Source organism: Streptomyces sp. NPDC028308, assembly GCF_055565855.1.
Genome location: NZ_JBVHTO010000013.1, coordinates 67,996 through 90,406, shown reverse-complemented (window position 1 = coordinate 90,406; position 22,411 = coordinate 67,996). Strand labels below are relative to the sequence as shown.

Below are 22,411 nucleotides of genomic sequence, written 5' to 3'. Positions count from 1 at the left end.
GTCGGTCATGGCGCAGCAGGACACCGATCAGCAGCACGCGGGCGTGCTCCCCGTGGACGACGAGGGCTTCGTCATCGACACCGAGGACTGCGAGGAGCGCGAGGCGGCCTACCGCGAGCGCGGCACCTCGCGGCCGATCACGGTCGTCGGCAACCCGGTGCTGCACAAGGAGTGCAAGGACGTCACCGAGTTCGGGGACGAGCTCCAGCAGCTGGTCGCCGACATGTTCGCCAGCCAGCGCACCGCCGAGGGCGTGGGCCTGGCCGCCAACCAGATCGGCGTGGACCTGAAGGTCTTCGTCTACGACTGCATGGACGACGAGGGCAAGCGGCACGTGGGCGTGGTGTGCAACCCCGTGCTCGTGGAGCTGCCCGCCGAGCTGCGCCGGCTGGACGACAGCAACGAGGGCTGCCTCTCGGTGCCGACCGCGTACGCGCCGTTGGCCCGCCCGGACTACGCCGAGGTCACCGGGCAGGACGAGAAGGGCCATGCGGTCAGGGTGCGCGGCACGGGCTACTTCGCCCGGTGCCTCCAGCACGAGACGGATCACCTCTACGGATACCTGTACATCGACCGGCTCTCCAAGCGCGAGCGCAAGGACGCGCTGCGGCAGATGGCCGAGAACGAGCCCCGCTACCCCGTGGTGGCGAACGACTGAACCGTGTCCGGGGAGGTCCGGGGCGGCGCGGCCGTGGCCGGGACACCGCGGTGAACGAATGAGACTGAAAATGACAGCCGGGGCTCACGACCTCTCGTGAGTCCCGTCGGACGGCGCCTGGCCGGGGACCTCCCCGACCAGGCGCCGTTCGTGTGTGCGTCGCACGTTCGCTCCCTTGTGCTCCCCTGGCGATCCGAAACCAGTCACGCGAGGGGAGATTCTCGGCACCTTGGGGTAGTGAGTGGGGCAAATCCGTTCCCAGAACGGTCAGTTGTAGTGCTGAATGGGAAGTGCGGGGATACGCAACGGCGCACGCCCGGCACAGCGGGAGAGGTGTAGCGCCAACAGGCGGCTGAGAGGGGTTTGTTCGTGCATGCTTTCTCACACGGCACTTCATCGACGACGACCGCGGTCGCGGTGCCACCGGCGCTCTCTCTTCCGGTGATCGAGACCGCGTTTCCCCGTCAACTGCACCCGTATTGGCCCAGGCTGCAGGAGAACACCAGGGCCTGGCTCCTCGAAAAGCGCCTCATGCCTGCGGACAAGGTCGCGGAATATGCCGACGGCCTGTGCTACACGGACCTCATGGCGGGCTTCTACATAGGCGCGCCCGACGAGGTGCTCCAGGCGATAGCGGACTACAGCGCGTGGTTCTTCGTTTGGGACGACCGTCACGACCGCGACATCGTCCACGGCCGCCCGGCCGCCTGGCGGAGGCTCAGGTTCCAGCTGCACGCGGCGCTCGACTCGCCGCGGGACCACCTGCACCACCAGGATCCCCTGGTGGCAGCGTTCGCGGACAGCATGGTCCGGCTGTACTCGTTCCTGGGCGCCGACTGGAACGCCCGGTTCGCCGAGCACTTCCACGCGGTGATCGAGGCGTACGACCGGGAATTCCACAATCGGACGTCGGGCACGGTGCCGACGGTCGAGGAGTATCTCGAACTCCGGCGGCTCACCTTTGCCCACTGGATCTGGACGGATCTGCTGGAGCCGAGCGCGGGGCTCGAAATTCCCGCCGCCGTCCGGGAGGACCCGGCATATCTGCGGGCGGCCCTCCTCAGTCAGGAATTCGCCGCCTGGTACAACGATCTCTGCTCCCTCCCGAAAGAGATCGCGGGAGACGAAGTCCATAATCTCGGAATCAGTCTCATCCAACACGAGGGGATGACTCTCGAAGAGGCTGTCACAGAAGTGCGCCGACGCGTCGAAGAATGCATTTCAGAATTCCTCGCCGTCGAAAAGGACGTGGTGCGGCTCGCCGACACCCTCGCGGACGGGACCGTGCGGGGAAAGGAATTGAGTGTGGCCGTGAAGGGCTGTCTCTCCAATATGCGGAACTGGTTCAGCTCCGTGTACTGGTTCCACCACGAGTCCGGCCGGTACATGGTCGACAGCTGGGACGACCGTTCCACACCCCCGTACGTCAACAACGAAGCGGCAGGTGAGAAATGACCGTCGAGTCCGTACGGCCCGCGGCACCCGAGGCACCGGAGTCGTCCATCCCGCCTTTGGCCGGTGGCGGTATCCCCGGTCTCGGCCACGGCTGGAAACTCGTCCGCGATCCGCTGGGCTTCCTGGCGCAGCTGCGCGACCACGGTGACGTCGTCCGACTCAAGCTGGGCCCCAAGACGGTGTACGCGGTCACCACGCCGGCCCTCACCGGGGCGCTGGCGCTCAGCCCCGACTACGAGATCGGCGGCCCGCTGTGGGAGTCCCTGGAGGGGCTGCTCGGCAAGCACGGGGTCGCGACCGCCAACGGCCCCCTCCACCGGCGCCAACGCCGCACCATCCAGCCCGCGTTCCGGGCCGACATCATCCACGAGTACGCGTCCGTGATGGAGGAGGAGGCGCGCGCGTTCGCCGACCGCTGGGCGTCGGGGAAGCCCGTCGACTGCACCTCGGAGTCCTTCCGGGTGGCCGTGCGGATCGCGGCCCGCTGCCTGCTGCGCGGCCAGTTCATGGACGAACGCGCCGAACGGCTGAGCATCGCGCTCACGACGGTGTTCCGCGGTATGTACCAGCGCATGGTCATCCCCGCGGGACCGCTCTATCGGCTGCCGCTTCCGGCCAATCGCAAATTCGACCGGGCATTGGCCGATTTGCACCTTCTGGTCGACGAGATCATCGCCGAGCGCCGCGCATCTGGTCAAAAGCCGGACGATTTGCTGACGGCATTGCTGGAGGCGAAGGACGACGACGGGGAGCCCATCACCGAGCAGGAGGTCCACGACCAAGTCGTCGCGATACTCACCCCCGGAAGCGAAACCATCGCGTCCACGATCATGTGGCTCTTGGGCGTCCTCACGGCACACCCGGAACAAGCGGCCAAGGTGAGTGCGGAGGTCGAATCCGTCGCAGGGGACCGGCCTGTCGCATTCGGTGACGTCCGAAAGCTGACGCACACCAACAATGTCGTCGTCGAAGCCATGCGACTGCGTCCCGCCGTATGGATATTGACGCGCCGGGCGGTGACCGAAACCGAGCTGGGCGGCTATCGCATTCCGGCCGGTGCCGACATCGTCTACAGCCCGTACGCGATACAGCGCGATCCCCGGTCGTACGAGCGGCACCTGGATTTCGATCCCGACCGCTGGCTTCCGGAACGCTCCAAGGACCTGCCGAAGTACGCCATGCGCCCGTTCAGCGTGGGCAACCGCAAGTGCCCCAGCGACCACTTCTCGATGGCGCAGCTCACGCTCATCACGGCGACGGTGGCCGCCAGATGGCGCTTCGAGCAGGTCGCCGGGTCGAACGACGCGACCCGCGTCGGCATCACCCTGCGCCCGCACGACCTGGTGCTGAGGGCCGAGCCGCGCTGAGCCGGGTCCGCGGGGTGCGCCCTCGGGGGAGGTCGCACCCCGCGCCTCAGGCGGCCCGCGGACCCCGGAACGCGCGGCGGTAGGCGCCCGGCGTCGTCCCGAGGCTGCGCATGAACTGGTGGCGCAGCGCGGCCGCGTTGCCGAAGCCGGTCCGGCCGGCGATCGCGTCCATCGTCTCGTCCGTGGCCTCCAGCAACTCCTGTGCCAGCAGCACGCGTTGGCGCAGCAGCCAGCGGTACGGCGTGGTGCCGGTCTCCTGCTGGAAGCGGCGCGCGAAGGTGCGCGGGGACATGTGGGCGCGGGCCGCGAGCTGCTCGACCGTCACCTCCTGGTCCAGGTGGCGCTCCATCCAGACGAGCACCTCGCCGACGGTGTCGCACTGCGAACGGGGCAGCGGCCGCTCGATGTACTGGGCCTGCCCGCCGTCCCGGTGCGGGGGCACGACCATGCGGCGGGCGACGGCGTTGGCGACCTCGGGCCCGTGCTCCTTGCGCAGGAGGTGCAGGCAGGCGTCGATGCCGGCGGCGGTGCCCGCCGAGGTGATCACCGGGCCCTCGTCGACGTAGAGCACGTCCGGCTCGACGACCGCCCGCGGGAACTGCCGGGCCAGCGCGTCCGCGTGGTGCCAGTGCACGGCGCAGCGCCGACCGTCCAGCAGCCCGGCCGCGCCCAGCACGAAGACACCGGAGCACACGCTGAGCACCCGGGCGCCCCGCTCGACGGTGCGGCGCAGCGCGTCGAGCAACTCCTCGGGGTACGCGCGGTCGGCGTAGGAGTCGCCGGCCGGCACCACGACGAGGTCGGCCTCCTCCAGCCGCTCCAGGCCGTGCTCGGCCGTCAGCGTGAACCCCGCGTGCGTGCCCAGGGTGCGCGGCCCCGCCGAGGCGACGGCGAAGTCGTACACGGGGAGCCCCTCGTCGCTGCGGTCGAGTCCGAACACCTCGCAGACGACGCCGAGTTCGAAGGGGTGCACCCCGTCCAGCAGGACCACGGCCACGTTTTTCAGCATGCCGCCAGTGTGCCTGGAACGTGGCAGTAATTCGAGGGTCTACGGCAGTACTGCCACTGACCCCGGGGCGCGATCGGCGCGACAGTGGTGTTCATGGAGACACTCGTGAACACCACCGTCGCCCTGCTCACCGTCCTCGCGCTCTTCCTGGTCCTGGCCCTGCCCTCACTGATCGGCCTGCGCCACGAGTGGCGCGTCGACCGCGAGCTCAGGGCCGCCCGGGGGAGCGCCCGCCCGGCTCAGAAGTCCTCGTCGAAGCCGACTGAGCCCTCCACCGCGACCTGGTACGCCGAGGGACGGCGCTCGAAGAAGTTGGTCAGCTCCTGAACACCCTGGAGCTCCATGAAGGAGAACGGGTTCTCCGAGCCGTACACCGGGGCGAAGCCGAGGCGCGTCAGGCGCTGGTCGGCGACGCACTCCAGGTACTGCCGCATGGAGTCCGTGTTCATCCCCGGGAGGCCGTCACCGCACAGGTCGCGCGCGAACTGCAGCTCGGCCTCGACGGCCTCCCGCAGCATGGCGGTCACCTGCTCCTCCAGCCGCTCGTCGAAGAGGTCGGGCTCCTCCTTGCGGACCGTGTCGACCACCTCGAACGCGAACGACATGTGCATCGTCTCGTCGCGGAACACCCAGTTGGTGCCGGTCGCCAGGCCGTGCAGGAGACCCCGGCTGCGGAACCAGTAGACGTACGCGAAGGCGCCGTAGAAGAACAGCCCCTCGATGCACGCCGCGAAGCAGATCAGGTTCAGCAGGAAGCGGCGGCGGTCGGACTTCGACTCCAGCCGGTCCAGCTTCTCCACCGAGTCCATCCAGCGGAAGCAGAACTCGGCCTTCTCCCGGATGGACGGGATGTTCTCGACCGCGTCGAAGGCCGCCGCGCGGTCCTCCGGGTCCGGCAGATAGGTGTCGAGCAGCGTCAGATAGAACTGGACGTGCACGGCCTCCTCGAACAGCTGGCGCGACAGGTACAGCCGCGCCTCCGGGGAGTTGATGTGCTTGTAGAGCGTCAGCACCAGGTTGTTCGCGACGATCGAGTCGCCGGTCGCGAAGAACGCGACGAGCCGGCCGATCATGTGCTGCTCGCCCTGTGACAGCTTCGCCAGGTCGGCGACGTCCGAGTGGAGGTCGACCTCCTCGACGGTCCAGGTGTTCTTGATCGCGTCCCGGTAGCGCTCGTAGAAGTCCGGGTAGCGCATCGGGCGGAGCGTCAGCTCGAAGCCCGGGTCGAGCAGGTTCTTGGTCTCGCTGGACATCACTGGCAGGCCTCGCAGGACTCGGGGTTCTCAAGGGAGCAGGCGACGGCGTCGGCGTCGGCGTTCGGGGCCGCCTGCACGGGGACGGGGGTCTGCGCCCGGGCGGCGCGGGCGATGCGGGTCGCGGGACGCGAGCGCAGGTAGTACGTCGTCTTCAGGCCCGACTTCCAGGCGTACGCGTACATCGAGGAGAGCTTGCCGATGGTCGGCGTCTCCAGGAACAGGTTCAGCGACTGCGCCTGGTCCAGGTACGGGGTCCGGGCGGCGGCCATGTCGATCAGCGCGCGCTGCGGGATCTCCCAGGCCGTGCGGTACAGGTCCCGCACCTCCTGCGGCACCCAGGTGAAGCCCTGCACCGAGCCGTTCGACTCGCGCAGCGCCTCCCGGGTCTGCGCGTCCCACACGCCGAGCCGCTTGAGCTCGTCCACCAGGTAGGAGTTGACCTGGAGGAACTCGCCGGACAGCGTCTCGCGCTTGAACAGGTTGGACACCTGCGGCTCGATGCACTCGTACACGCCGGCGATGGAGGCGATCGTCGCGGTCGGCGCGATGGCGAGCAGCAGCGAGTTGCGCATGCCGACGGCCGCGATCCGCTCGCGCAGGGCCGCCCACCGCTCCGGCCAGGCCGGCTCGGTCGCGTAGTGGTCGGGGTGCAGCACACCGCGGGCGGTGCGGGTCTTCTCCCAGGCGGGCAGCGGGCCGTTGCGCTCGGCGAGGTCCGCGGACGCCTCGTAGGCGGCCAGCATGACGCGCTCGGCGATCCGGGTGGAGAGCCGCTTCGCCTCCGGGGAGTCGAAGGGCAGCCGCAGCTTGAAGAAGACGTCCTGGAGGCCCATCGCGCCGAGGCCCACCGGGCGCCAGCGGGCGTTGGAGCGGCCCGCCTGCTCGGTCGGGTAGAAGTTGATGTCCACGACCCGGTCGAGGAACGTCACCGCGGTGCGGACGGTCTCGTCCAGCCGCTCCCAGTCGATGTCCCCGTCCACCACGAACGCCCCGAGGTTGACCGAGCCCAGGTTGCAGACCGCGGTCTCCCCGTCGTCCGTGACCTCCAGGATCTCGGTGCACAGGTTCGAGGAGTGCACGGTGTGCCCGGGCTCCGCCGTCTGGTTGGCGGTGCGGTTGGCGGCGTCCTTGAAGGTCATCCAGCCGTTGCCGGTCTGCGCCAGCGTGCGCATCATCCGGCCGTACAGGTCCCGGGCCGGGATCGTCTTCCGCGCGAGCCCGGCCTCCTCGGCCGCGCGGTACGCGGCGTCGAACTCCTCGCCCCACAGGTCGACCAGCTCGGGCACGTCGGACGGTGAGAACAGCGACCAGACGCCGTTCGCGTCGACCCGGCGCATGAACTCGTCCGGGATCCAGTGGGCGAGGTTCAGGTTGTGCGTACGGCGGGCGTCCTCGCCGGTGTTGTCGCGCAGCTCCAGGAACTCCTCGATGTCGGAGTGCCAGGTCTCCAGGTACACCGCCGCCGCGCCCTTGCGCCGGCCGCCCTGGTTCACGGCGGCGACCGAGGCGTCCAGGGTCTTCAGGAACGGGACGATGCCGTTGGAGTGCCCGTTCGTGCCGCGGATCAGCGAACCCCGGGAGCGGATGCGGGAGTAGGACAGGCCGATGCCGCCGGCGTGCTTGGAGAGGCGGGCCACCTGGTGGTAGCGGTCGTAGAGGGAGTCCAGCTCGTCCAGGGGCGAGTCGAGGAGGTAGCAGGACGACATCTGGGGGTGCCGCGTACCGGAGTTGAAGAGCGTGGGGGAGGACGGCAGGTACTCGAGCCGGCTCATCAGGCCGTAGAGCGCGGCCACTTCGTCGACGGCGCGCGGGGTGTCGTCCTCGGCGAGGCCGGCGGCGACGCGCAGCATGAAGTGCTGCGGGGTCTCGATCACCTGCCGGGTGATCGGGTGCCGCAGGAGGTAGCGGCTGTGCAGCGTGCGCAGGCCGAAGTAGCCGAAGCGGTCGTCCCCGGCGGTGTCCACGAGCGCGTCCAGGCGCTCCGCGTGCAGGCGGACGAACTCGGCGGTGCGGTCCGCGATCAGCCCCTCCCGGTGGCCGACGGCGACCGAGGCGGAGAAGGAGGTGACTCCCTGGGAGGCGGCCTCGGCGGCGATGCCGATCGTCAGCAGCCGGGCGGCGAGGCGCGAGTAGACGGGGTCCTCGGAGATGAGTCCCGCCGCGGCCTCGGTGGCCAGCTCGCGCAGCTCCGCCCCGTCCGCCCGCGCGGACCGGCCGCGCAGGGCGGCGGCGGCGACCCGGCCGGGGTCGGCGCCGGGGAGGTCTGCGGTGAGGTCGGTCAGGGTCCGCAGCAACGCGGCACCGGGACCGTCCGTCTCCGCCGCTGTCGCGGACGGTGTCGCTGCGGCCGGATCGGCTGGCGCGATGGTCACGTGGGGCTCTCCCTCGCTCGGCACGGGGCCTGGAGGGAGGGCAGCGGGGCACACGTCACCCCGGCACGGGTACGCGTGCGTCCACCGGCCCACTCCACGAGGCCCGGACGTCTGGGCACCCGGACCGGACGGGCCGGGCGCACTGTCGGCAGGTCCTCGGACTGACCGTGTGCGCGAACACGCACAAGTACACCGTTGCGGGACAGTTCCGGATTCGCACCGGATTCCCCTGCGGCGACAGCGAGCATGAGCATACATCTTGTGCCGGGCCGTCGACGCACCCCCACATGTTGTGTCGTGTCGGCTCCGGAGGGTGTCAGTCGGCCGCGGTGGACGCAGCTGTCAGAGCGTCAGTTCGTAGGTCAGCAGCAGGATGTCGTCGAGCTCCGGGACGGGATTCCAGTCGCGCTCGGGGGTCCGGACGAAGCCGAGCCGCTCGTAGATCCGGTGCGCGGCGCGCATGGTCCGCTGGGTCGACAGCACGACGCGGACGCAGCCCTCCGTGGCCCGCGCGCGGTCGACGCAGGCGCGCACCAGGGCCTCGCCCGCTCCTCTTCCGCGCGCCTGCGGGGCGACCGCCAGCATGCGGATCTCGGCCTCGCCGGGACGGGCCAGCTCGGCCATGGCGTTGCCGGCCGACGGCACGTACGTCACCCCGCCGAGCACGGTGGCGTCCCGGTCCACGGCGACCAGGACCTCGGCCGCGGCGGCGCGCCGCGCGACGTCCCGCAGGTGCACCAGGTAGCCGTCGCCCTCCCCGAAGTCGAGCAGACCGTCACCGAGATACGCCTGTGCGGTGATCTCCCCGAGCGTCCCGTACTCCCCGGGCAGCGCCCGCCTGACGATGATGTCCATGCGGGTGAGTCTGCCGGACGGGAACGACGTCGGGCCGCCGGTTTTCCTCCGGCGGCCCGACATGGTGTGTACGAGAGGGACTTCAATGCGAGGTGCCCGCCGTGGCCGGCGGCAGCTCCACCTGGACGCCCGGGTCCCCGGCGTCCGCCGTGTAGTCCTCCGGCGACGTCTCGTCCAGGCCGTCGGGAGCCTTCACGGCACGCAGGACGAAGGTGAGCACGACCGTGACCGCCAGGTTCAGCACGAAGGCCGTCAGCCCGATGTAGCCGATCTCCCCGATGCCGGGAATCTCCTTCGAACTACCGCCGAAGTGCCGCTGCGTCGGGGAGGCGACCCCGTACGCGGCGAAGGTGCCGTAGACCATGCCGACGGCCCAGCCGGCGAGCAGCGCCCAGCGGTGGAACCAGCGGGTGAACAGGCCGCCGACCAGCGCCGGGAAGGTCTGGAGGATCCAGATGCCGCCCAGCAGCTGGAAGTTGATCGCGACCGTCTTGTCCATGGTGAGGACGAAGGCCAGCGCGCCCACCTTCACCAGCAGCGAGACCAGCTTGGAGACCTTGGTCTCCTGCTGCGGCGTCGCGTCCGGCTTGATGAAGTCCTTGTAGATGTTGCGGGTGAAGAGGTTCGCCGCCGCGATCGACATGATCGCCGCCGGCACCAGCGCGCCGATGCCGATGGCCGCGAAGGCCACGCCCGCGAACCAGTCCGGGAACATGTTCTCGAACAGCTGCGGGATCGCCAGCTGCCCGTTCTGCACCTTCACCCCGGCCGCGATCGCCATGAACCCGAGCAGGGCGAGCAGGCCCAGCATGAGGGAGTACAGCGGCAGGATGGTGGTGTTGCGCCGGATCACGTCACGGCTGCGGCTGGACAGCGTCGCCGTGATCGAGTGCGGGTACATGAACAGGGCGAGCGCCGAGCCGAGCGCGAGCGTGGCGTAGGTCCACTGTCCGGCCTCGGCGGGCACGACCCCGCCCGCACCGGCGGCCGTGTACTTCTCGCCCGCCGCCTTGAAGATCTCGTCGAACCCGCCCAGCTTGATCGGGATGTAGATGATGGCCACCGCGATCACGATGTAGATCAGGGTGTCCTTCACGAACGCGATCAGGGCGGGCGCCCGCAGCCCCGAGGAGTAGGTGTACGCGGCCAGCACGCCGAACGCGATGAGCAGCGGCAGGTCCTTCACGAACCAGTTGGTGTTCTCGCCGCCGCCGACGCCCATCACGTCCAGCACCGCCTGGATGCCGACCAGTTGCAGGGCGATGTACGGCATCGTGGCGAGGATGCCGGTGACGGCGACCGCGAGCGACAGCCCCTTGGAGCCGAAGCGCCCGCGCACGAAGTCGGAGGTCGTCACATAGCCGTGCTTGTGCGAGACCGACCACAGCCGCGGCAGGAAGGTGAAGATCAGCGGGTAGACGAGGATGGTGTACGGCACCGCGAAGAAGCCCGCCGCGCCCGCCGCGTAGATCGCCGCGGGGACGGCGACGAACGTGTACGCCGTGTAGAGGTCGCCGCCGAGCAGGAACCAGGTGACCCAGGTGCCGAACGACCGTCCGCCCAGGCCCCATTCGTCGAGGCTGTGCTCGTTCTCGGCCTTGCGCCAGCGCGCGGCCAGGAAGCCCATGACCGTGACGGCCAGGAAGAAGAAGATGAAGACGCCGAGGGCGACTCCGTTCACGCCGTCGTTCACTTCGACGCACCCCCGTCCTTCGTCGCGCGGGCGCGCTGGTCACGCTGCCAGAGCTGGTACGCGGTCATGGTGAGCAGCGTGGAGATGAGCACCCACAGCATCTGGTACCAGTAGAAGAACGGGATTCCGATGAACGTCGGGTCGGTCTTCGCGTAGGAGCCGACCCACAGCATCGCCACGAACGGCGCGACGAGGCAGACGGCAATGACCACGCGGACCGGTGTCACCACCGGTGGCTTGACTTCGGGCACATCTGACATTCCGCGGCTCCGTCCCCTCGCTGATCACCTGTGTAATGCGCAGGCAATGTAGGCGACGGTGTCACGCAGACGGAACCCCCCGTCCGCATATCGGTCCCGACCTGGGGATTCTCCGCGGCGGCGAATGCCCCACGACGGCGTTTTCCGCACTCATGAGGGCTCGCTTCATGCGGGGACCCGGGCGATCTAGTCCATCGGCCGCTTGAGGCGGGCCACGAACTTGTACCGGTCGCCCCGGTACACCGAGCGCACCCACTCCACCGGCTGACCGGTCCTGTCGAGCGAGTGCCGGGAGAGCATCAGCATGGGCAGCCCGACGTCGGTGCCGAGCAGGCCGGCCTCGCGCGGGGTGGCCAGCGAGGTCTCGATGGTCTCCTCGGCCTCGGCGAGGTGGACGTCGTAGACCTCGGCGAGCGCGGTGTAGAGAGAGGTGTACTTGACGAGCGACCTGCGCAGGGCGGGGAAGCGCTTGGCGGAGAGGTGGGTCGTCTCGATGGCCATCGGCTCGCCGCTCGCCAGCCGCAGCCGCTCGATGCGCAGCACGCGTCCGCCGGCGGTGATGTCGAGCAGGTCCGCGAGCGTCTCGTCCGCGGTGATGTAGCCGATGTCCAGCAGCTGCGAGGTGGGTTCGAGACCCTGGGCGCGCATGTCCTCGGTGTACGAGGTGAGTTGGAGCGCCTGGGAGACCTTCGGCTTGGCGACGAAGGTGCCCTTGCCCTGGATGCGTTCGAGGCGGCCCTCGACGACCAGCTCCTGGAGTGCCTGGCGCACGGTCGTGCGGGAGGTGTCGAACTCGGCGGCGAGGGTGCGCTCGGGCGGCACCGGGGTGCCGGGCGACTGCGTCTCCGTCATGTCGAGCAGGTGCTTCTTCAGGCGGTAGTACTTGGGCACGCGCGCGGTACGGATGGGTGCCCCACCCTCGTTCTCCGCACTGCTGACGTCGGTGCTCATGCTCTGCCTTCCCGGCTCCGGATGCCGAAGCGACCGACATACCCGATCGGCCACGGCTCACATCGTGGCACGGCTTCGCGCGCGAGTGTCCCCCGCACGCTCCGTGATCCCCTCTATATACCGTCGGGGTCCCCGTTGGTCTAGTCCATCGCGTCCGTCGGAGGGTCGCCGCCGAGGTCCGGGGTGCCCTGTTCGTGCCACCGGAACACCCCTGTCCCTTCTGTCGGTTGAGCAATGAAAGGTCCCTGCATATGTCGGTCCCGTAACGCTCACCTGGAGGGTCTTCTTCACCCTTGACACCCCTCTAGGTCTAGGCCAAGCTCCCCGTACTGGTCTACACCATTGGTCCAGGTCCCGGCCCCACGGGCAGTACTCGTCACAGGTCACCGCGGTGGGCAGGGGGGTTTATGGCATCCCTGAGGAGGGTGGCGTGAAGCGCAAGCTGATAGCCGCGATCGGTATCGCGGGCATGATGGTTTCCATCGCGGCGTGCGGGGACAGTGACAAGGACTCCGGGGGCGGCAAGGGCGGCGCGGAGGCCAAGGAACTCACCGTCTGGCTGACGGTGGACGCGCAGAACAACTGGCCCGAGCTGGTCAAGGCCGCCGACGCGGCGGTCAAGAAGAAGCACCCCGGCGTCAAGATCAATCACGAGTACTACGGCTGGCCGGACAAGAACGCCAAGCTCGACGCGGTCCTCGCCACCGACAAGGCCCCCGACGTCGTCGAGATGGGCAACACCGAGATGCTCGGCTACATGGTCAAGGGCGCCTTCGCTCCCGTCGACGCGTCGAAGTTCGACAACGCGGACCAGTGGCTGGACGGCCTCAAGGCGTCCGTCACCTACGACGGCAAGACCTACGGCGTGCCGTACTACGCCGGTGGCCGCGTCGGCAACTGGCGCAAGGACATCGCCGCCGCCTCCGGCGTCAAGTCCACGCCGAAGACGTACAAGGAACTCACCACCGCCCTGGACAAGATCCAGAAGAAGCAGGGCGACAAGTTCAGCGCCTGGTACCAGCCGACCCGTGACTGGTACGCCGCGATGTCCTTCGTCTACGACGCCGGCGGCTCCATCGCCGAGGAGTCCGGCGGCCAGTGGAAGGGCAACCTCTCCTCGCCGGAGTCCGTCAAGGGCCTCAAGGCGTTCAAGTCGGTCGTCGACAAGTACATGCACGGCGACAAGACCAAGGACGAGTCCGACCGCTACATCGTCTACGGCCAGGGCAAGTCCGGCATGATCTTCGGTGCCGCCTGGGAGGGCGCGACCTCCGAGGACCCGAAGAACGACAAGACCGGCAAGCTCAAGGGCAACCTCGAGAACTTCGTGGTCCCCGGCCCGTCCGGCAAGAACCTCCCCGTCTTCCTCGGCGGTTCCGACCTCGCCGTCCCGGTGAAGTCCGACGCCCAGGAACTCGCCGCCGAGTGGATCAACGCGCTCACCGGCGCCGAGGGCCAGAAGGGCCTGATCGGCAAGGGCAACCTGCCGAACAACAAGACCGACCTCGCGACGCTGAAGAGCGACCCGAAGACGGCCGTCCCGGCCACCGCGGCCGAGAGCAACTGGTTCGTCCCGATGGCGCCGGGCTGGGGGCAGGTCGAGAAGGCCCAGGTCCTGCAGACCATGCTGCAGAGCATCGGCACCGGAAAGAAGTCGGTCGAGGAAGCCGCGAAGGACGCGGACGCCGCGATCGACAAGGTCATCAACAACAAGTGACCGTCAGGCAGGGCCCCGTTGTCGGCGGGGCCCTGCTTTCCGTACGACCCTGCCGGGAGGCGGGGCCCGCTCCCCGCCCCCGCACGCCCCGCACGAAGACGCCGGGGCCGGACGGCCTGCCGCCCGTACGACGCGTACGGGCCGGCCGGGGCGCGGGAGCCCGCCTCCCGTACGACCTGTACGACCCGGTCGGGGACGGGACCTGCCACCCGTGGACCCGAGGGACCGCTGAGGAGCGCGCGGATGAGTGCCGCTGATACGACCACTGCCAAAGTGCCGCCGACGCGGCAGTCGCCACCACCCCCCGCCCCCGTGGCACCACCACGCCGGAAGCGGACCGCCGGCGGGACGGCCGTCCCGTGGGCCCTGCTCGCGCCCTGCCTGCTGATCCTCGTCCTGGTGCTCGGCTACCCCCTGGTCCGCCTGGTCACCCTGTCCTTCCAGGAGTTCGGGCAGTCCCAGCTCTGGGGCTTCAAGCCGGCCGAGTCGGTGGGCTTCGACAACTTCGGCAAGGTGCTGGGGGACGACGAGTTCTGGGCCGTCGTCGTCCGCACGATCGTCTTCGCCGGGGGCTCCGTCGTCTTCACGATGGTCATCGGCATGCTGATCGCGCTGCTCCTGCAGCGGGTCTCCGGCTGGGTGAAGACCCTCATCAACATCGCGCTGGTGGCCAGTTGGGGCATGCCCATCATCGTCGCCACCACCGTCTTCAAGTGGCTCTTCGACTCCGACTACGGCGTCTTCAACGCGGTGCTCAGCAGGCTCCCCGGCGTCGACATGATCGGCCACAACTGGTTCGCCAGCGGCCCCCAGGGCCTCGCCGTGATCATGCTGCTCGTGGTCTGGGGCGCGGTGCCGTTCGTCGTCATCACGCTCAGCGCGGGACTCACCCAGGTGCCCGCCGAACTGGAGGAGGCGGCGCGCCTCGACGGCGCGGGCGCCTGGGGCGTCTTCCGGTACGTCACGCTGCCGATCCTGAAGCCGATCATCGTGATGCTCACGACGCTCTCCGTCATCTGGGACATGGGTGTCTTCCCGCAGGTCTTCGTGATGCGCGGCGGCCACCCGGAGGCCGAGTTCCAGCTGCTCACCACGTACTCGTACGACCGCGCCTTCGTGGTCAACGACTACGCGCAGGGGTCGGCGATCGCCCTGCTCACCGTGCTCCTGCTGCTCGGTGTGGTCGCCGTCTACATGCGCCAGATGCTCAAGATCGGAGAGGTCGAGTGACCACGACCACCGCTCCTCCCGCCGCCGGGCCGCGCAAGACGGCCGCCGTCCCCGCCGCCCGGCCCCGCAGGTCCCGGCTCGGCTGGAACCTGCTCGGCCTGTTCGTCTTCGCCACCGCGGGCTTCCCCGTCTACTGGATGCTCAACACGGCGTTCAAGCCGGCGAAGGACGCCATCGACCCGGACCCGAGCCTGCTGCCCACGGCGGTCACGCTCGACAACTTCCGCCGGGCGCTCGACATCGCCGACTTCTGGGGCCCGGTCGGCCGCAGCCTGGTCGTCTCGCTGGCCGTGGTGCTGATCGGCATCGTGGTCGGCATGCTGGCCGCCCTAGCCATCTCCCGGTTCGCCTTCCGCGGCCGCAAGATCGTGATCGTCGGCATCCTCGCGGTCCAGATGGTGCCGCTCGTCGCCATGATCATCCCGGTCTTCCTGCTGCTGAACGACCTCGGTCAGTACGACAAGCTCACCGGCCTGATCATCACCTATCTGACCTTCATCCTGCCCTTCACGGTGTGGACGCTGCGCGGCTTCATCGTCAACATCCCGAAGGAGCTGGAGGAGGCCGCGATGGTCGACGGCTGCTCCCGCACGGGCGCCTTCGTCCGCGTCGTCTTCCCGCTGCTGGCCCCGGGCATGGTCGCCACCTCGGTCTACGGCTTCATCCAGGCCTGGAACGAGTACCTCTACGCCCTGATGCTCATGAGCCAGAAGAACCAGACCGCCACGGTCTGGCTCGGCAACTTCACCACCAAGCACGGCACCGAGTACGCCCCGATGATGGCCGGTTCCACGATGATGGCCGTGCCGATCGTCGTCCTCTTCCTCATCGTCCAGCGCAAGATGGCCGCGGGGCTGACCGCGGGCGCCGTGAAGGGATAACGCCACCCGATGACGACACTCGCCAGTGGTACCGACACGCTCACGCGCGACGCCCTCGCCGTGCTGCAGCCCGGGTTCACCGGGACCAGCGCGCCGGACTGGCTGCTGCGCAGGCTCGGCGAAGGCCTCACGTCGGTCGGCCTGTTCGGCCGCAACATCACCTCCGCCGCTCAACTCGCCGCACTCACCGCCCAGTTGCGCGCCGAATGCGACGACGTGCTCGTCGCCATCGACGAGGAGGGCGGCGACGTCACCCGTCTGGAGGTGCGCACCGGGTCCTCCTACCCCGGCAACCACGCCCTCGGCGCGGTGGACGACGTCGAGCTGACCCGGGAGGTGGCCCTCGCACTCGGCCGCCGCCTGGCCGCCTGCGGCGTCAACCTCAACTGGGCCCCGTCCGCCGACGTGAACTCCAACCCCGGCAACCCGGTCATCGGCGTACGGTCCTTCGGCGCCGACACCGACCTGGTCGCCCGGCACACCGCCGCGTACGTCACCGGCCTCCAGGCCGCGGGCGTCGCCGCCTGCACCAAGCACTTCCCGGGACACGGGGACACGGCGGTCGACTCGCACCACGCGCTGCCGCGCATCGACGCCGACCTGTCGGTCCTCCACGCCCGCGAACTCGTCCCGTTCCGGGCCGCGATCGCCGCGGGCAGCCGGGCCGTGATGAGCGCGCACATCCTCGTCCCGGCGCTCGACCCCGACCGTCCGGCCACGCTCTCCCGCCGCATCCTCACCGGACTGCTCCGCGAGGAACTCGGCTACGACGGCCTCATCGTCACCGACGGCATGGAGATGCAGGCCATCTCCGCCACCTACGGCATCGAACGCGGCAGCGTCCTCGCGATCGCGGCCGGCGCCGACGCGATCTGCGTGGGCGGCGGCCTGGCGGACGACGAGACCGTACGGCGACTGCGCGACGCCCTGGTCTCCGCCGTCCGCAGCGGCGAACTGGCCGAGGAGCGCCTCGCCGACGCCGCGGCCCGCGTCCGCGCGCTGGCACGGTGGACCGCCGCCGCGGCGACCGGGGCGTCCCCGGACCCCGTGGACCCGGCGGGCTCCGCAGCCTCCGCAGCCTCTGCCGACTCCGTCGACCTCGGCACCGGACGCCCGGGGGGCGCGTCCGGCGCGAGCACCGAGATCGGCCTCGTCGCCGCCCGGCGCGCACTCACGGTGACGCACTCCGATACGTACGCCCCGCTCACCGAGCCGCCGTACGTCGCCGCGCTGACCCCGGTCGCGAACATCGCCGTCGGGGACGAGACCCCGTGGGGCGTCGCCGCCGAACTCGCCGGACTGCTGCCCGGTACGGAGACGGGCAGCTTCTCCGGGGAGGAGGCCGGCACCAGCGCCCTCGCGGCTGCGGGACCGCGCCGGGTCGTCGCCGTCGTCCGCGACGAGCACCGCCATCCCTGGATGGGCGCGGCGCTCGACACCCTCCTGGCCGCCCGCCCCGACACGGTCGTCGTCGAGATGGGCGTCCCCCAGGCCACGCCCCGGGGCGCCCTGCACATCGCGACCCACGGAGCGGCCAGGGTCTGCGGCCGCGCCGCGGCGGAGGTCATCGCGGGAACGTGAGCCCGGGCCGCCGACGGCCACGCCAATCCTGCTCCTGGCACGGAAAGGCGCCGGGGTCCCTGACGGGGGACTCCGGCGCCTTTTCGGTTGCGGGGTGGGGAGTGCCGGCTCACGCCGTCCGCGACCCGCGTGGCGTGAGCAGTGGACGCCGTCGCGCCGGTGGGCTGCCTAGATCCCCTGCCAGTCCGGCTTGTTCGCGAAGGTGTGGCGGAAGTAGTCCGCGAGCTTCAGCTTGGAGGCCGCCGCCTCGTCCACGACGACCGTGGCGTGCGGGTGGAGCTGGAGCGCCGACGCCGGGCACACCGCCGCTACCGGTCCCTCCACCGTCGCCGCGACCGCGTCCGCCTTGCCCTCGCCCGTCGCGAGCAGCACCAGGTGCCGCGCCTCCAGGATCGTGCCGATGCCCTGGGTGATGACGTGGTGCGGGACCTGCTCGATGTCGCCCTCGAAGAATCGGGCGTTGTCGACGCGGGTCTGCTCGGTCAGCGTCTTGATCCGGGTCCGCGAGGCGAGCGAGGAGCACGGCTCGTTGAACCCGATGTGCCCGTCCGTGCCGATGCCGAGCAGCTGGAGGTCGACCCCGCCCACCGAGGCCAGTGCCTTGTCGTACGCCTCGCACGCGGCCTGCACGTCCTCGGCGGTGCCGTCGGGGCCCATGAACGCGTCCATGCCCAGTCCGAGCGGCTCCAGGACCTCGCGGCGCAGCACCGACCGGTAGGACTCGGGGTGCTCGGGCGGCAGCCCCACGTACTCGTCGAGCTGGGCGATCCGCGCACGCGAGGCATCCACGGCGCCCGAGCCGACCTTGGCCGCCAGCGCCTCGTAGATGGGCAGCGGGGTCGAGCCGGTGGCCACGCCGAGCAGGGCGTCGGGCTTGCGCCGGAGCAGCTCCGCCATGGCCTCGGCGATGAGCTCGCCGCCCGCCTTGGCGTCCTGGACGATGACAACTTCCACGCTGGGCCTGCCGATCTGGAGAGGGGACTCAACTGGACCCGAAAGGGGGACGCATGTGGTATAGACCAATCTAGCAGAGCCTCCCAACCCGAGTCGCGCGGAACGCGCCATCCCGCGCCGCCACCTGGCCCCCGCTTCGGCGCGGTCGCCAACCGCCCCGAGGGGCTCTTCACGCCCCGCCGGACCCCGCCCCTCCGCCACGGTTACCGGCCACCCCGAGGGGACATGTCGCGCCCACGCCGGACCCGGCCACCGCCAGGGTCGCCGTCCATCCGGAGAGCGGCACCCCGCGCCCACGCCGGACCCCGTCCACGCCACGCTCGCCGGCCGCCCGAGGTGACACCCCGTGCCCTCACCGGACCCCGCCTCTCCGTCGCAGTCGCCCGCCACCCCGAGGAGTCGTCCCGCGCACAGGCCAGGCCCACACCGGCCCCACGCCAGGCCCGCCCGCCCTCGGCCCCAGCGAACCTCCGAGCCCGCGCCCCACCGCGCGTCCGACGCCCTACGTCAGCGAACCCCCCGTCGCATCCATCCAGTGACCCGTCACCCAGCGCCCCTCGTGTGACGCCAGGAACGCCACCACGTCCGCTATGTCCGCCGGGGCGCCCACCCGGCCCAGTGCCGATATCGAGGCGGCCTCTGTCCGGGCCTCGTCGCTGGAGCGCAGCCACTCGGACGTGTGGTCGGTCTCGACGATCCCGGGGGCGACCGTGTTGACCGTGATGCCGCGGGGGCCGAGCAGCTTGGACAGGTCGCGGGTGAGGACGTCCAGGGCGGCCTTGGTCATCGCGTACGCCATCTTGTCCGGCATCACCGCGGCCCGCGCCAGGCCCGAGGAGATGTTGACGACCCGCCCTCCGTCCCGCAGCCGGGTGAGGCCCAGCCTGGTGATGAAGTGCGGCGCTTTCACGTTCACCGCGAAGAGGCGGTCGTACTCCGCCTCCTCGATCCGGTCGAAGGCGTTCGACGTGCCGATGCCGGCGTTGTTCACCAGGATGTCCAGGCCGTCCGCCTGCCGGTCGAAGGCGTCCCAGAGCGCCTCCGCGTCCCCCGGCACGCCCAGCTCCACCCCCAGGGCGAACGCCGACCCGTCCGCCGCCTCGATCGCGGCCACCGTCTCCCGCGCCGCCGCCGCGTTGCTGCCGTAGTGCACGGCCACGCGCGCGCCGTCGCGTGCGAGCCGCTCGCTGATGCCCCGTCCGATACCCCTCCCGCCGCCCGTGACCAACGCCGTCCTGCCCGTGAGCGCGCCCATGCCGGACCCCCTTCGCATTTACCTAGCGGTCGCTACAGAAAAAAACCGTACAACAGCCCGCCGACATTTCTCTAGTACGCGCTATAAAATCCACTCCATGGTGAGCAGGCAGCAGGCGGGGCCGCGGGTCGGGCCCGAGGACGCGACGGCGGCGAAGCCCCGGATCGAGCGGAGCGCTCCGGCCAAGCAACGGGGGCGCCCCCGTTCCTTCGACCGGGAGACCGCGCTGGAGAAAGCGATCCTGGCGTTCTGGGAGCACGGCTACGAGGGGACGTCCGTCTCCGACCTCACCCGGGTCATGGGGATCGGGGCCCCGAGCCTGTACGCGGCCTTCGGCGACAAGCGCTCGCTGTTCGAAGAGGTCGTCCAGGAGTACGGCACGAGGTACGGGTCGTTCCCCGAGCGCGCCCTCGCCGAGGAGCCCACCGTCCGCGGCGCCGTCGAGCGGATACTGCGCGAGGCCGCGGCGGAGTACACCGACCCCGGCCGCCCGCACGGCTGCCTGGTGATCCACGCGGCGACCAACTGCACCTCGCCCGAGGTCGAGGGGTCGCTGCGGGAGCGGCGCAACGCCAACATCGCCGCCTTCGAGAGCCGGATAAGGGCGGGGATCGCGGCCGGTGAGCTGCCCGCCGGCACGGACGCCGCCGCCCTCGCCCGGCACACCGGAGCGGTGATCCAGGGCATGTCCCAGCAGGCCCGCGACGGTGCGACCCGCGAGGAGCTGGAAGCCCTCGCCGAACTCGCCATGGCAATCTGGCCGAGCTCCTGAGATCCGGCCCCCCGGGTGAACCCCGGCGGGCTACTCTGCGTGTAGGTCATCGAGAGATGTTGGATAAACAGACAGCGGCGAACATCCGCCAACGCATGGACAGCGGCGCATGGACGCAGGAATATGGTCTAGTCCACAATGCACAGGTCGAGCATGCCGACATCGACGTGACAGCATGTGAACGCACAGCCTCCGCCTTCCCCGCACAGGAAGGCGGACCGAGGAACCGGCGCTCTCTGCCCTGACTGCTCCGGCTCCTCTCCTTCGGCCGATCGGGACCGCACACCCCGTGGCCGTTGTTGCTCCGGGCTGCGGTGCCGGGAGGGTTGAGGGTCCCTCCCAGGCGCCGCGGCCCGCGGGTGTCTTAGGGGCCGGGAGCTCCGGGCCGCCACCGGGCGCGACGCCACCGGACTCGTACGGGCATACGCTTTTCGGGCCCCGTCGTACACGGCGGGTACGCTCGCACACGTGCCCTCCATGAACGACCTCGTACGCCAGCACACGGCCCTCGACGACTCCGACCTCGAGTGGCTGCATCTGCTGGTCTCGGAGTGGCAGCTGCTCTCCGACCTCTCCTTCGCCGACCTCGTGCTGTGGGTCCCCACGCGCGACGGCACGCGCTACGTCTCCGTCGCCCAGATGCGGCCCAACACCGGCCCCACCTCGTACCAGGACGACATGGTCGGCCACCTGGTGCCGCGCGGCCGCCGCCCCATGCTGGACGCCGCCCTCGACGAGGGCCGGATCGTGCGCGAGGGCGACCCCGAGTGGCGCGAGGAGGTCCCGGTGCGGGTGGAGTCCATCCCCGTGCGCCGGGAGGGCCGGGTACTGGGAGTGATCGCCCGCAACACCAACCTCCTCACCGTGCGCACGCCGAGCCGGCTGGAGCTCACGTATCTGCAGAGCGCCTCCGACCTCGCCCAGATGATCGCCGCCGGCTCCTTCCCGTTCCCGGACCAGCAGGTCGACATGGACGCCTCGCCCCGGGTGGGCGACGGTCTGATCCGCCTGGACGCGGACGGCATCGTCCAGTACGCGTCGCCGAACGCCCTGTCCGCGTACCACCGGCTGGGCCTGGCCTCCGACCTGGTGGGTCACAACCTCGGCGTGACGACCGCCGAACTCGCCCCGTCCCGCGGCCCGGTGGACGAGGCGCTGGCCAAGGTCGCGAGCGGCTGGGCGCCCCGCGAGTTCGAGATCGAGAGCAGCGACGGCGTCATCCAGCTGCGTGCGATCCCGCTCAAACCGAAGGGCACTCGCGTCGGTTCGCTCGTCCTTCTCCGCGACGTCACCGAACTGCGCCGCCGCGAGCGCGAGTTGATCACCAAGGACGCCACGATCCGTGAGATCCACCACCGGGTGAAGAACAACCTGCAGACGGTGGCGGCACTCCTGCGGCTCCAGGCCCGCCGGATCGGCTCCGAAGAGGGCCGCGAGGCGCTCGAAGAGGCCGTCCGCCGGGTCGGATCGATTGCGATCGTGCACGAGACGCTCTCGCAGAACCTGGACGAGCGCGTGGAGTTCGACGAGATCGCCGACCGGGTGCTGGCGATGGTCGCCGAGATCTCGCCCGGAAAGGTCACCGGCCGGCGCACCGGACGCTTCGGCATCCTGGACGCCGAGGTCGCGACGCCGCTGTCCATGGTCCTCACCGAGATCCTCCAGAACGCCCTGGAGCACGGCTTCCGCGAGGGCGACCGCGGCACCGTCGAGGTCTCCGCGGTCCGCGGCGGCACCAGCAAGGAGGCCCGCCTCCTGGTCACCGTCCAGGACGACGGGGTCGGTCTGCCGGAGGGCTTCGACCCGCACAGCTCGGGCAACCTGGGCCTACAGATCGTACGGACGCTGGTGGAGGGCGAGTTGGGCGGCACGTTCGACATGGTCCCGGCTCCCGAGCGCGGCACGCGGGTGATCCTGGACGTCCCGGTGCAGGCCAACAAGTAGGCGGGCGACCCCTCTTCGGCCCCGGCCGGTGCCACCTCTTCACCCGTCGCTTACGCGAAGAGCACATCCGTGCGACGGGTCGTACGAGCAGATCGCGGGCGGCCGGCCTCCTGGGTGGCCGCATACCGGGGAGCCGGCCCGGGGGAGGGGCCCGCAACAGCAGTGAGCCCCGGACCGTGGAACCGGTCCGGGGCTAAAGCT

At 70.2% G+C, this 22,411-nt stretch carries 19 protein-coding genes and 1 riboswitch; of the genes, 10 read left to right on the top strand and 9 right to left on the bottom strand.

What is annotated here, in order from left to right; all coding sequences use genetic code 11:
• The first annotated feature begins 7 nt into the window (after positions 1–7).
• The 3 genes from def to ACZ4VA_RS29250 all read left to right on the top strand — a co-directional run bounded on the left by def (position 8) and on the right by ACZ4VA_RS29250 (position 3,480).
• Positions 8–658, top strand: coding sequence for a peptide deformylase (def, locus tag ACZ4VA_RS29260; RefSeq protein ID WP_355794734.1), 651 nt, complete (start codon positions 8–10; stop codon positions 656–658).
• Between the two features lie 369 nt (positions 659–1,027).
• Complete coding sequence (gene cyc1, locus ACZ4VA_RS29255; protein WP_389390488.1) at positions 1,028–2,113, top strand: epi-isozizaene synthase; 1,086 nt, start codon at positions 1,028–1,030, stop codon at positions 2,111–2,113.
• Positions 2,110–3,480 (top strand): bifunctional albaflavenone monooxygenase/terpene synthase, encoded by a 1,371-nt coding sequence (locus ACZ4VA_RS29250; RefSeq protein ID WP_468083056.1) that lies wholly within the window; start codon positions 2,110–2,112, stop codon positions 3,478–3,480. The genes cyc1 and ACZ4VA_RS29250 overlap by 4 nt, the downstream gene beginning before the upstream one ends.
• A gap of 46 nt (positions 3,481–3,526) precedes the next feature.
• Here ACZ4VA_RS29250 and ACZ4VA_RS29245 read toward each other — a convergent pair whose 3' ends face one another.
• Complete coding sequence (locus ACZ4VA_RS29245; protein WP_356168534.1) at positions 3,527–4,489, bottom strand: GlxA family transcriptional regulator; 963 nt, start codon at positions 4,487–4,489, stop codon at positions 3,527–3,529.
• Between the two features lie 93 nt (positions 4,490–4,582).
• On the opposite strand from ACZ4VA_RS29245, the gene ACZ4VA_RS29240 reads away from it, so the two are divergent.
• Positions 4,583–4,816, top strand: coding sequence for a hypothetical protein (locus tag ACZ4VA_RS29240; protein WP_355783013.1), 234 nt, complete (start codon positions 4,583–4,585; stop codon positions 4,814–4,816).
• Here the strand turns inward: ACZ4VA_RS29240 and ACZ4VA_RS29235 are convergent.
• The 6 genes from ACZ4VA_RS29235 to ACZ4VA_RS29210 all read right to left on the bottom strand — a co-directional run bounded on the left by ACZ4VA_RS29235 (position 4,729) and on the right by ACZ4VA_RS29210 (position 11,876).
• Positions 4,729–5,742, bottom strand: coding sequence for a ribonucleotide-diphosphate reductase subunit beta (locus tag ACZ4VA_RS29235; protein ID WP_355783016.1), 1,014 nt, complete (start codon positions 5,740–5,742; stop codon positions 4,729–4,731). The two genes, ACZ4VA_RS29240 and ACZ4VA_RS29235, sit on opposite strands and share 88 nt — an antisense overlap.
• Positions 5,742–8,117 (bottom strand): ribonucleoside-diphosphate reductase subunit alpha, encoded by a 2,376-nt coding sequence (locus tag ACZ4VA_RS29230; RefSeq protein ID WP_389390486.1) that lies wholly within the window; start codon positions 8,115–8,117, stop codon positions 5,742–5,744. The genes ACZ4VA_RS29235 and ACZ4VA_RS29230 overlap by 1 nt, the downstream gene beginning before the upstream one ends.
• A 130-nt stretch (positions 8,118–8,247) precedes the next feature.
• A riboswitch (cobalamin riboswitch) is annotated at positions 8,248–8,406 on the bottom strand.
• A gap of 53 nt (positions 8,407–8,459) precedes the next feature.
• Positions 8,460–8,972: a GNAT family N-acetyltransferase gene (locus ACZ4VA_RS29225; protein WP_356168541.1), complete on the bottom strand. Its 513-nt coding sequence runs from the start codon at positions 8,970–8,972 to the stop codon at positions 8,460–8,462.
• Between the two features lie 82 nt (positions 8,973–9,054).
• Positions 9,055–10,665 carry a monocarboxylate uptake permease MctP gene (mctP, locus tag ACZ4VA_RS29220; protein WP_356168544.1) on the bottom strand — a complete coding sequence of 537 codons (1,611 nt, stop codon included), beginning with the start codon at positions 10,663–10,665 and terminating at the stop codon, positions 9,055–9,057.
• The gene (locus ACZ4VA_RS29215; protein ID WP_356168547.1) at positions 10,662–10,925 is read right to left on the bottom strand and encodes a DUF3311 domain-containing protein; all 264 of its coding nucleotides are present in this window, start codon (positions 10,923–10,925) and stop codon (positions 10,662–10,664) included. The genes mctP and ACZ4VA_RS29215 overlap by 4 nt, the downstream gene beginning before the upstream one ends.
• Before the next feature lie 186 nt (positions 10,926–11,111).
• Positions 11,112–11,876 carry a GntR family transcriptional regulator gene (locus ACZ4VA_RS29210; RefSeq protein WP_355787689.1) on the bottom strand — a complete coding sequence of 255 codons (765 nt, stop codon included), beginning with the start codon at positions 11,874–11,876 and terminating at the stop codon, positions 11,112–11,114.
• 430 nt (positions 11,877–12,306) lie between these two features.
• Between ACZ4VA_RS29210 and ACZ4VA_RS29205 the strand changes: the two genes are divergently transcribed.
• From ACZ4VA_RS29205 to ACZ4VA_RS29190, 4 genes are all read left to right on the top strand, one after another.
• A complete protein-coding gene (locus tag ACZ4VA_RS29205; RefSeq protein ID WP_355787692.1) occupies positions 12,307–13,593 on the top strand; it encodes an extracellular solute-binding protein in 1,287 nt (428 codons plus the stop codon).
• Between the two features lie 243 nt (positions 13,594–13,836).
• A complete protein-coding gene (locus tag ACZ4VA_RS29200) occupies positions 13,837–14,823 on the top strand; it encodes a carbohydrate ABC transporter permease (protein WP_355793534.1) in 987 nt (328 codons plus the stop codon).
• An 89-nt stretch (positions 14,824–14,912) separates the two neighbouring features.
• Positions 14,913–15,704, top strand: coding sequence for a carbohydrate ABC transporter permease (locus ACZ4VA_RS29195; protein ID WP_355793536.1), 792 nt, complete (start codon positions 14,913–14,915; stop codon positions 15,702–15,704).
• Between the two features lie 9 nt (positions 15,705–15,713).
• Positions 15,714–17,285 (top strand): glycoside hydrolase family 3 protein, encoded by a 1,572-nt coding sequence (locus ACZ4VA_RS29190; RefSeq protein ID WP_468083051.1) that lies wholly within the window; start codon positions 15,714–15,716, stop codon positions 17,283–17,285.
• 168 nt (positions 17,286–17,453) lie between these two features.
• Here ACZ4VA_RS29190 and nagB read toward each other — a convergent pair whose 3' ends face one another.
• The gene (gene nagB, locus ACZ4VA_RS29185; RefSeq protein ID WP_468083049.1) at positions 17,454–18,239 is read right to left on the bottom strand and encodes a glucosamine-6-phosphate deaminase; all 786 of its coding nucleotides are present in this window, start codon (positions 18,237–18,239) and stop codon (positions 17,454–17,456) included.
• A gap of 502 nt (positions 18,240–18,741) precedes the next feature.
• Positions 18,742–19,494 carry an SDR family oxidoreductase gene (locus ACZ4VA_RS29180; protein WP_356168560.1) on the bottom strand — a complete coding sequence of 251 codons (753 nt, stop codon included), beginning with the start codon at positions 19,492–19,494 and terminating at the stop codon, positions 18,742–18,744.
• Positions 19,495–19,582: 88 nt separating this feature from the next.
• Here ACZ4VA_RS29180 and ACZ4VA_RS29175 point away from each other — a divergent pair, with 88 nt between their 5' ends.
• Positions 19,583–20,266 (top strand): TetR/AcrR family transcriptional regulator, encoded by a 684-nt coding sequence (locus ACZ4VA_RS29175; protein WP_388904393.1) that lies wholly within the window; start codon positions 19,583–19,585, stop codon positions 20,264–20,266.
• A gap of 477 nt (positions 20,267–20,743) precedes the next feature.
• A complete protein-coding gene (locus ACZ4VA_RS29170) occupies positions 20,744–22,210 on the top strand; it encodes a sensor histidine kinase (protein WP_355782983.1) in 1,467 nt (488 codons plus the stop codon).
• The last annotated feature ends 201 nt before the right edge of the window (positions 22,211–22,411 follow it).

Excerpts from the sequence above, each read along its gene's own strand:
- def (WP_355794734.1), top strand. The coding sequence starts at position 8 with ATGGCGCAGCAGGACACCGATCAGCAGCACGCGGGCGTGCTCCCCGTG.
- ACZ4VA_RS29250 (WP_468083056.1), top strand. The coding sequence starts at position 2,110 with ATGACCGTCGAGTCCGTACGGCCCGCGGCACCCGAGGCACCGGAGTCG.
- ACZ4VA_RS29245 (WP_356168534.1), bottom strand. The coding sequence starts at position 4,489 with ATGCTGAAAAACGTGGCCGTGGTCCTGCTGGACGGGGTGCACCCCTTC.
- ACZ4VA_RS29240 (WP_355783013.1), top strand. The coding sequence starts at position 4,583 with ATGGAGACACTCGTGAACACCACCGTCGCCCTGCTCACCGTCCTCGCG.
- ACZ4VA_RS29235 (WP_355783016.1), bottom strand. The coding sequence starts at position 5,742 with ATGTCCAGCGAGACCAAGAACCTGCTCGACCCGGGCTTCGAGCTGACG.
- ACZ4VA_RS29225 (WP_356168541.1), bottom strand. The coding sequence starts at position 8,972 with ATGGACATCATCGTCAGGCGGGCGCTGCCCGGGGAGTACGGGACGCTC.
- ACZ4VA_RS29215 (WP_356168547.1), bottom strand. The coding sequence starts at position 10,925 with ATGTCAGATGTGCCCGAAGTCAAGCCACCGGTGGTGACACCGGTCCGC.
- ACZ4VA_RS29210 (WP_355787689.1), bottom strand. The coding sequence starts at position 11,876 with ATGAGCACCGACGTCAGCAGTGCGGAGAACGAGGGTGGGGCACCCATC.
- ACZ4VA_RS29200 (WP_355793534.1), top strand. The coding sequence starts at position 13,837 with ATGAGTGCCGCTGATACGACCACTGCCAAAGTGCCGCCGACGCGGCAG.
- ACZ4VA_RS29190 (WP_468083051.1), top strand. The coding sequence starts at position 15,714 with ATGACGACACTCGCCAGTGGTACCGACACGCTCACGCGCGACGCCCTC.
- ACZ4VA_RS29180 (WP_356168560.1), bottom strand. The coding sequence starts at position 19,494 with ATGGGCGCGCTCACGGGCAGGACGGCGTTGGTCACGGGCGGCGGGAGG.
- ACZ4VA_RS29170 (WP_355782983.1), top strand. The coding sequence starts at position 20,744 with ATGAACGACCTCGTACGCCAGCACACGGCCCTCGACGACTCCGACCTC.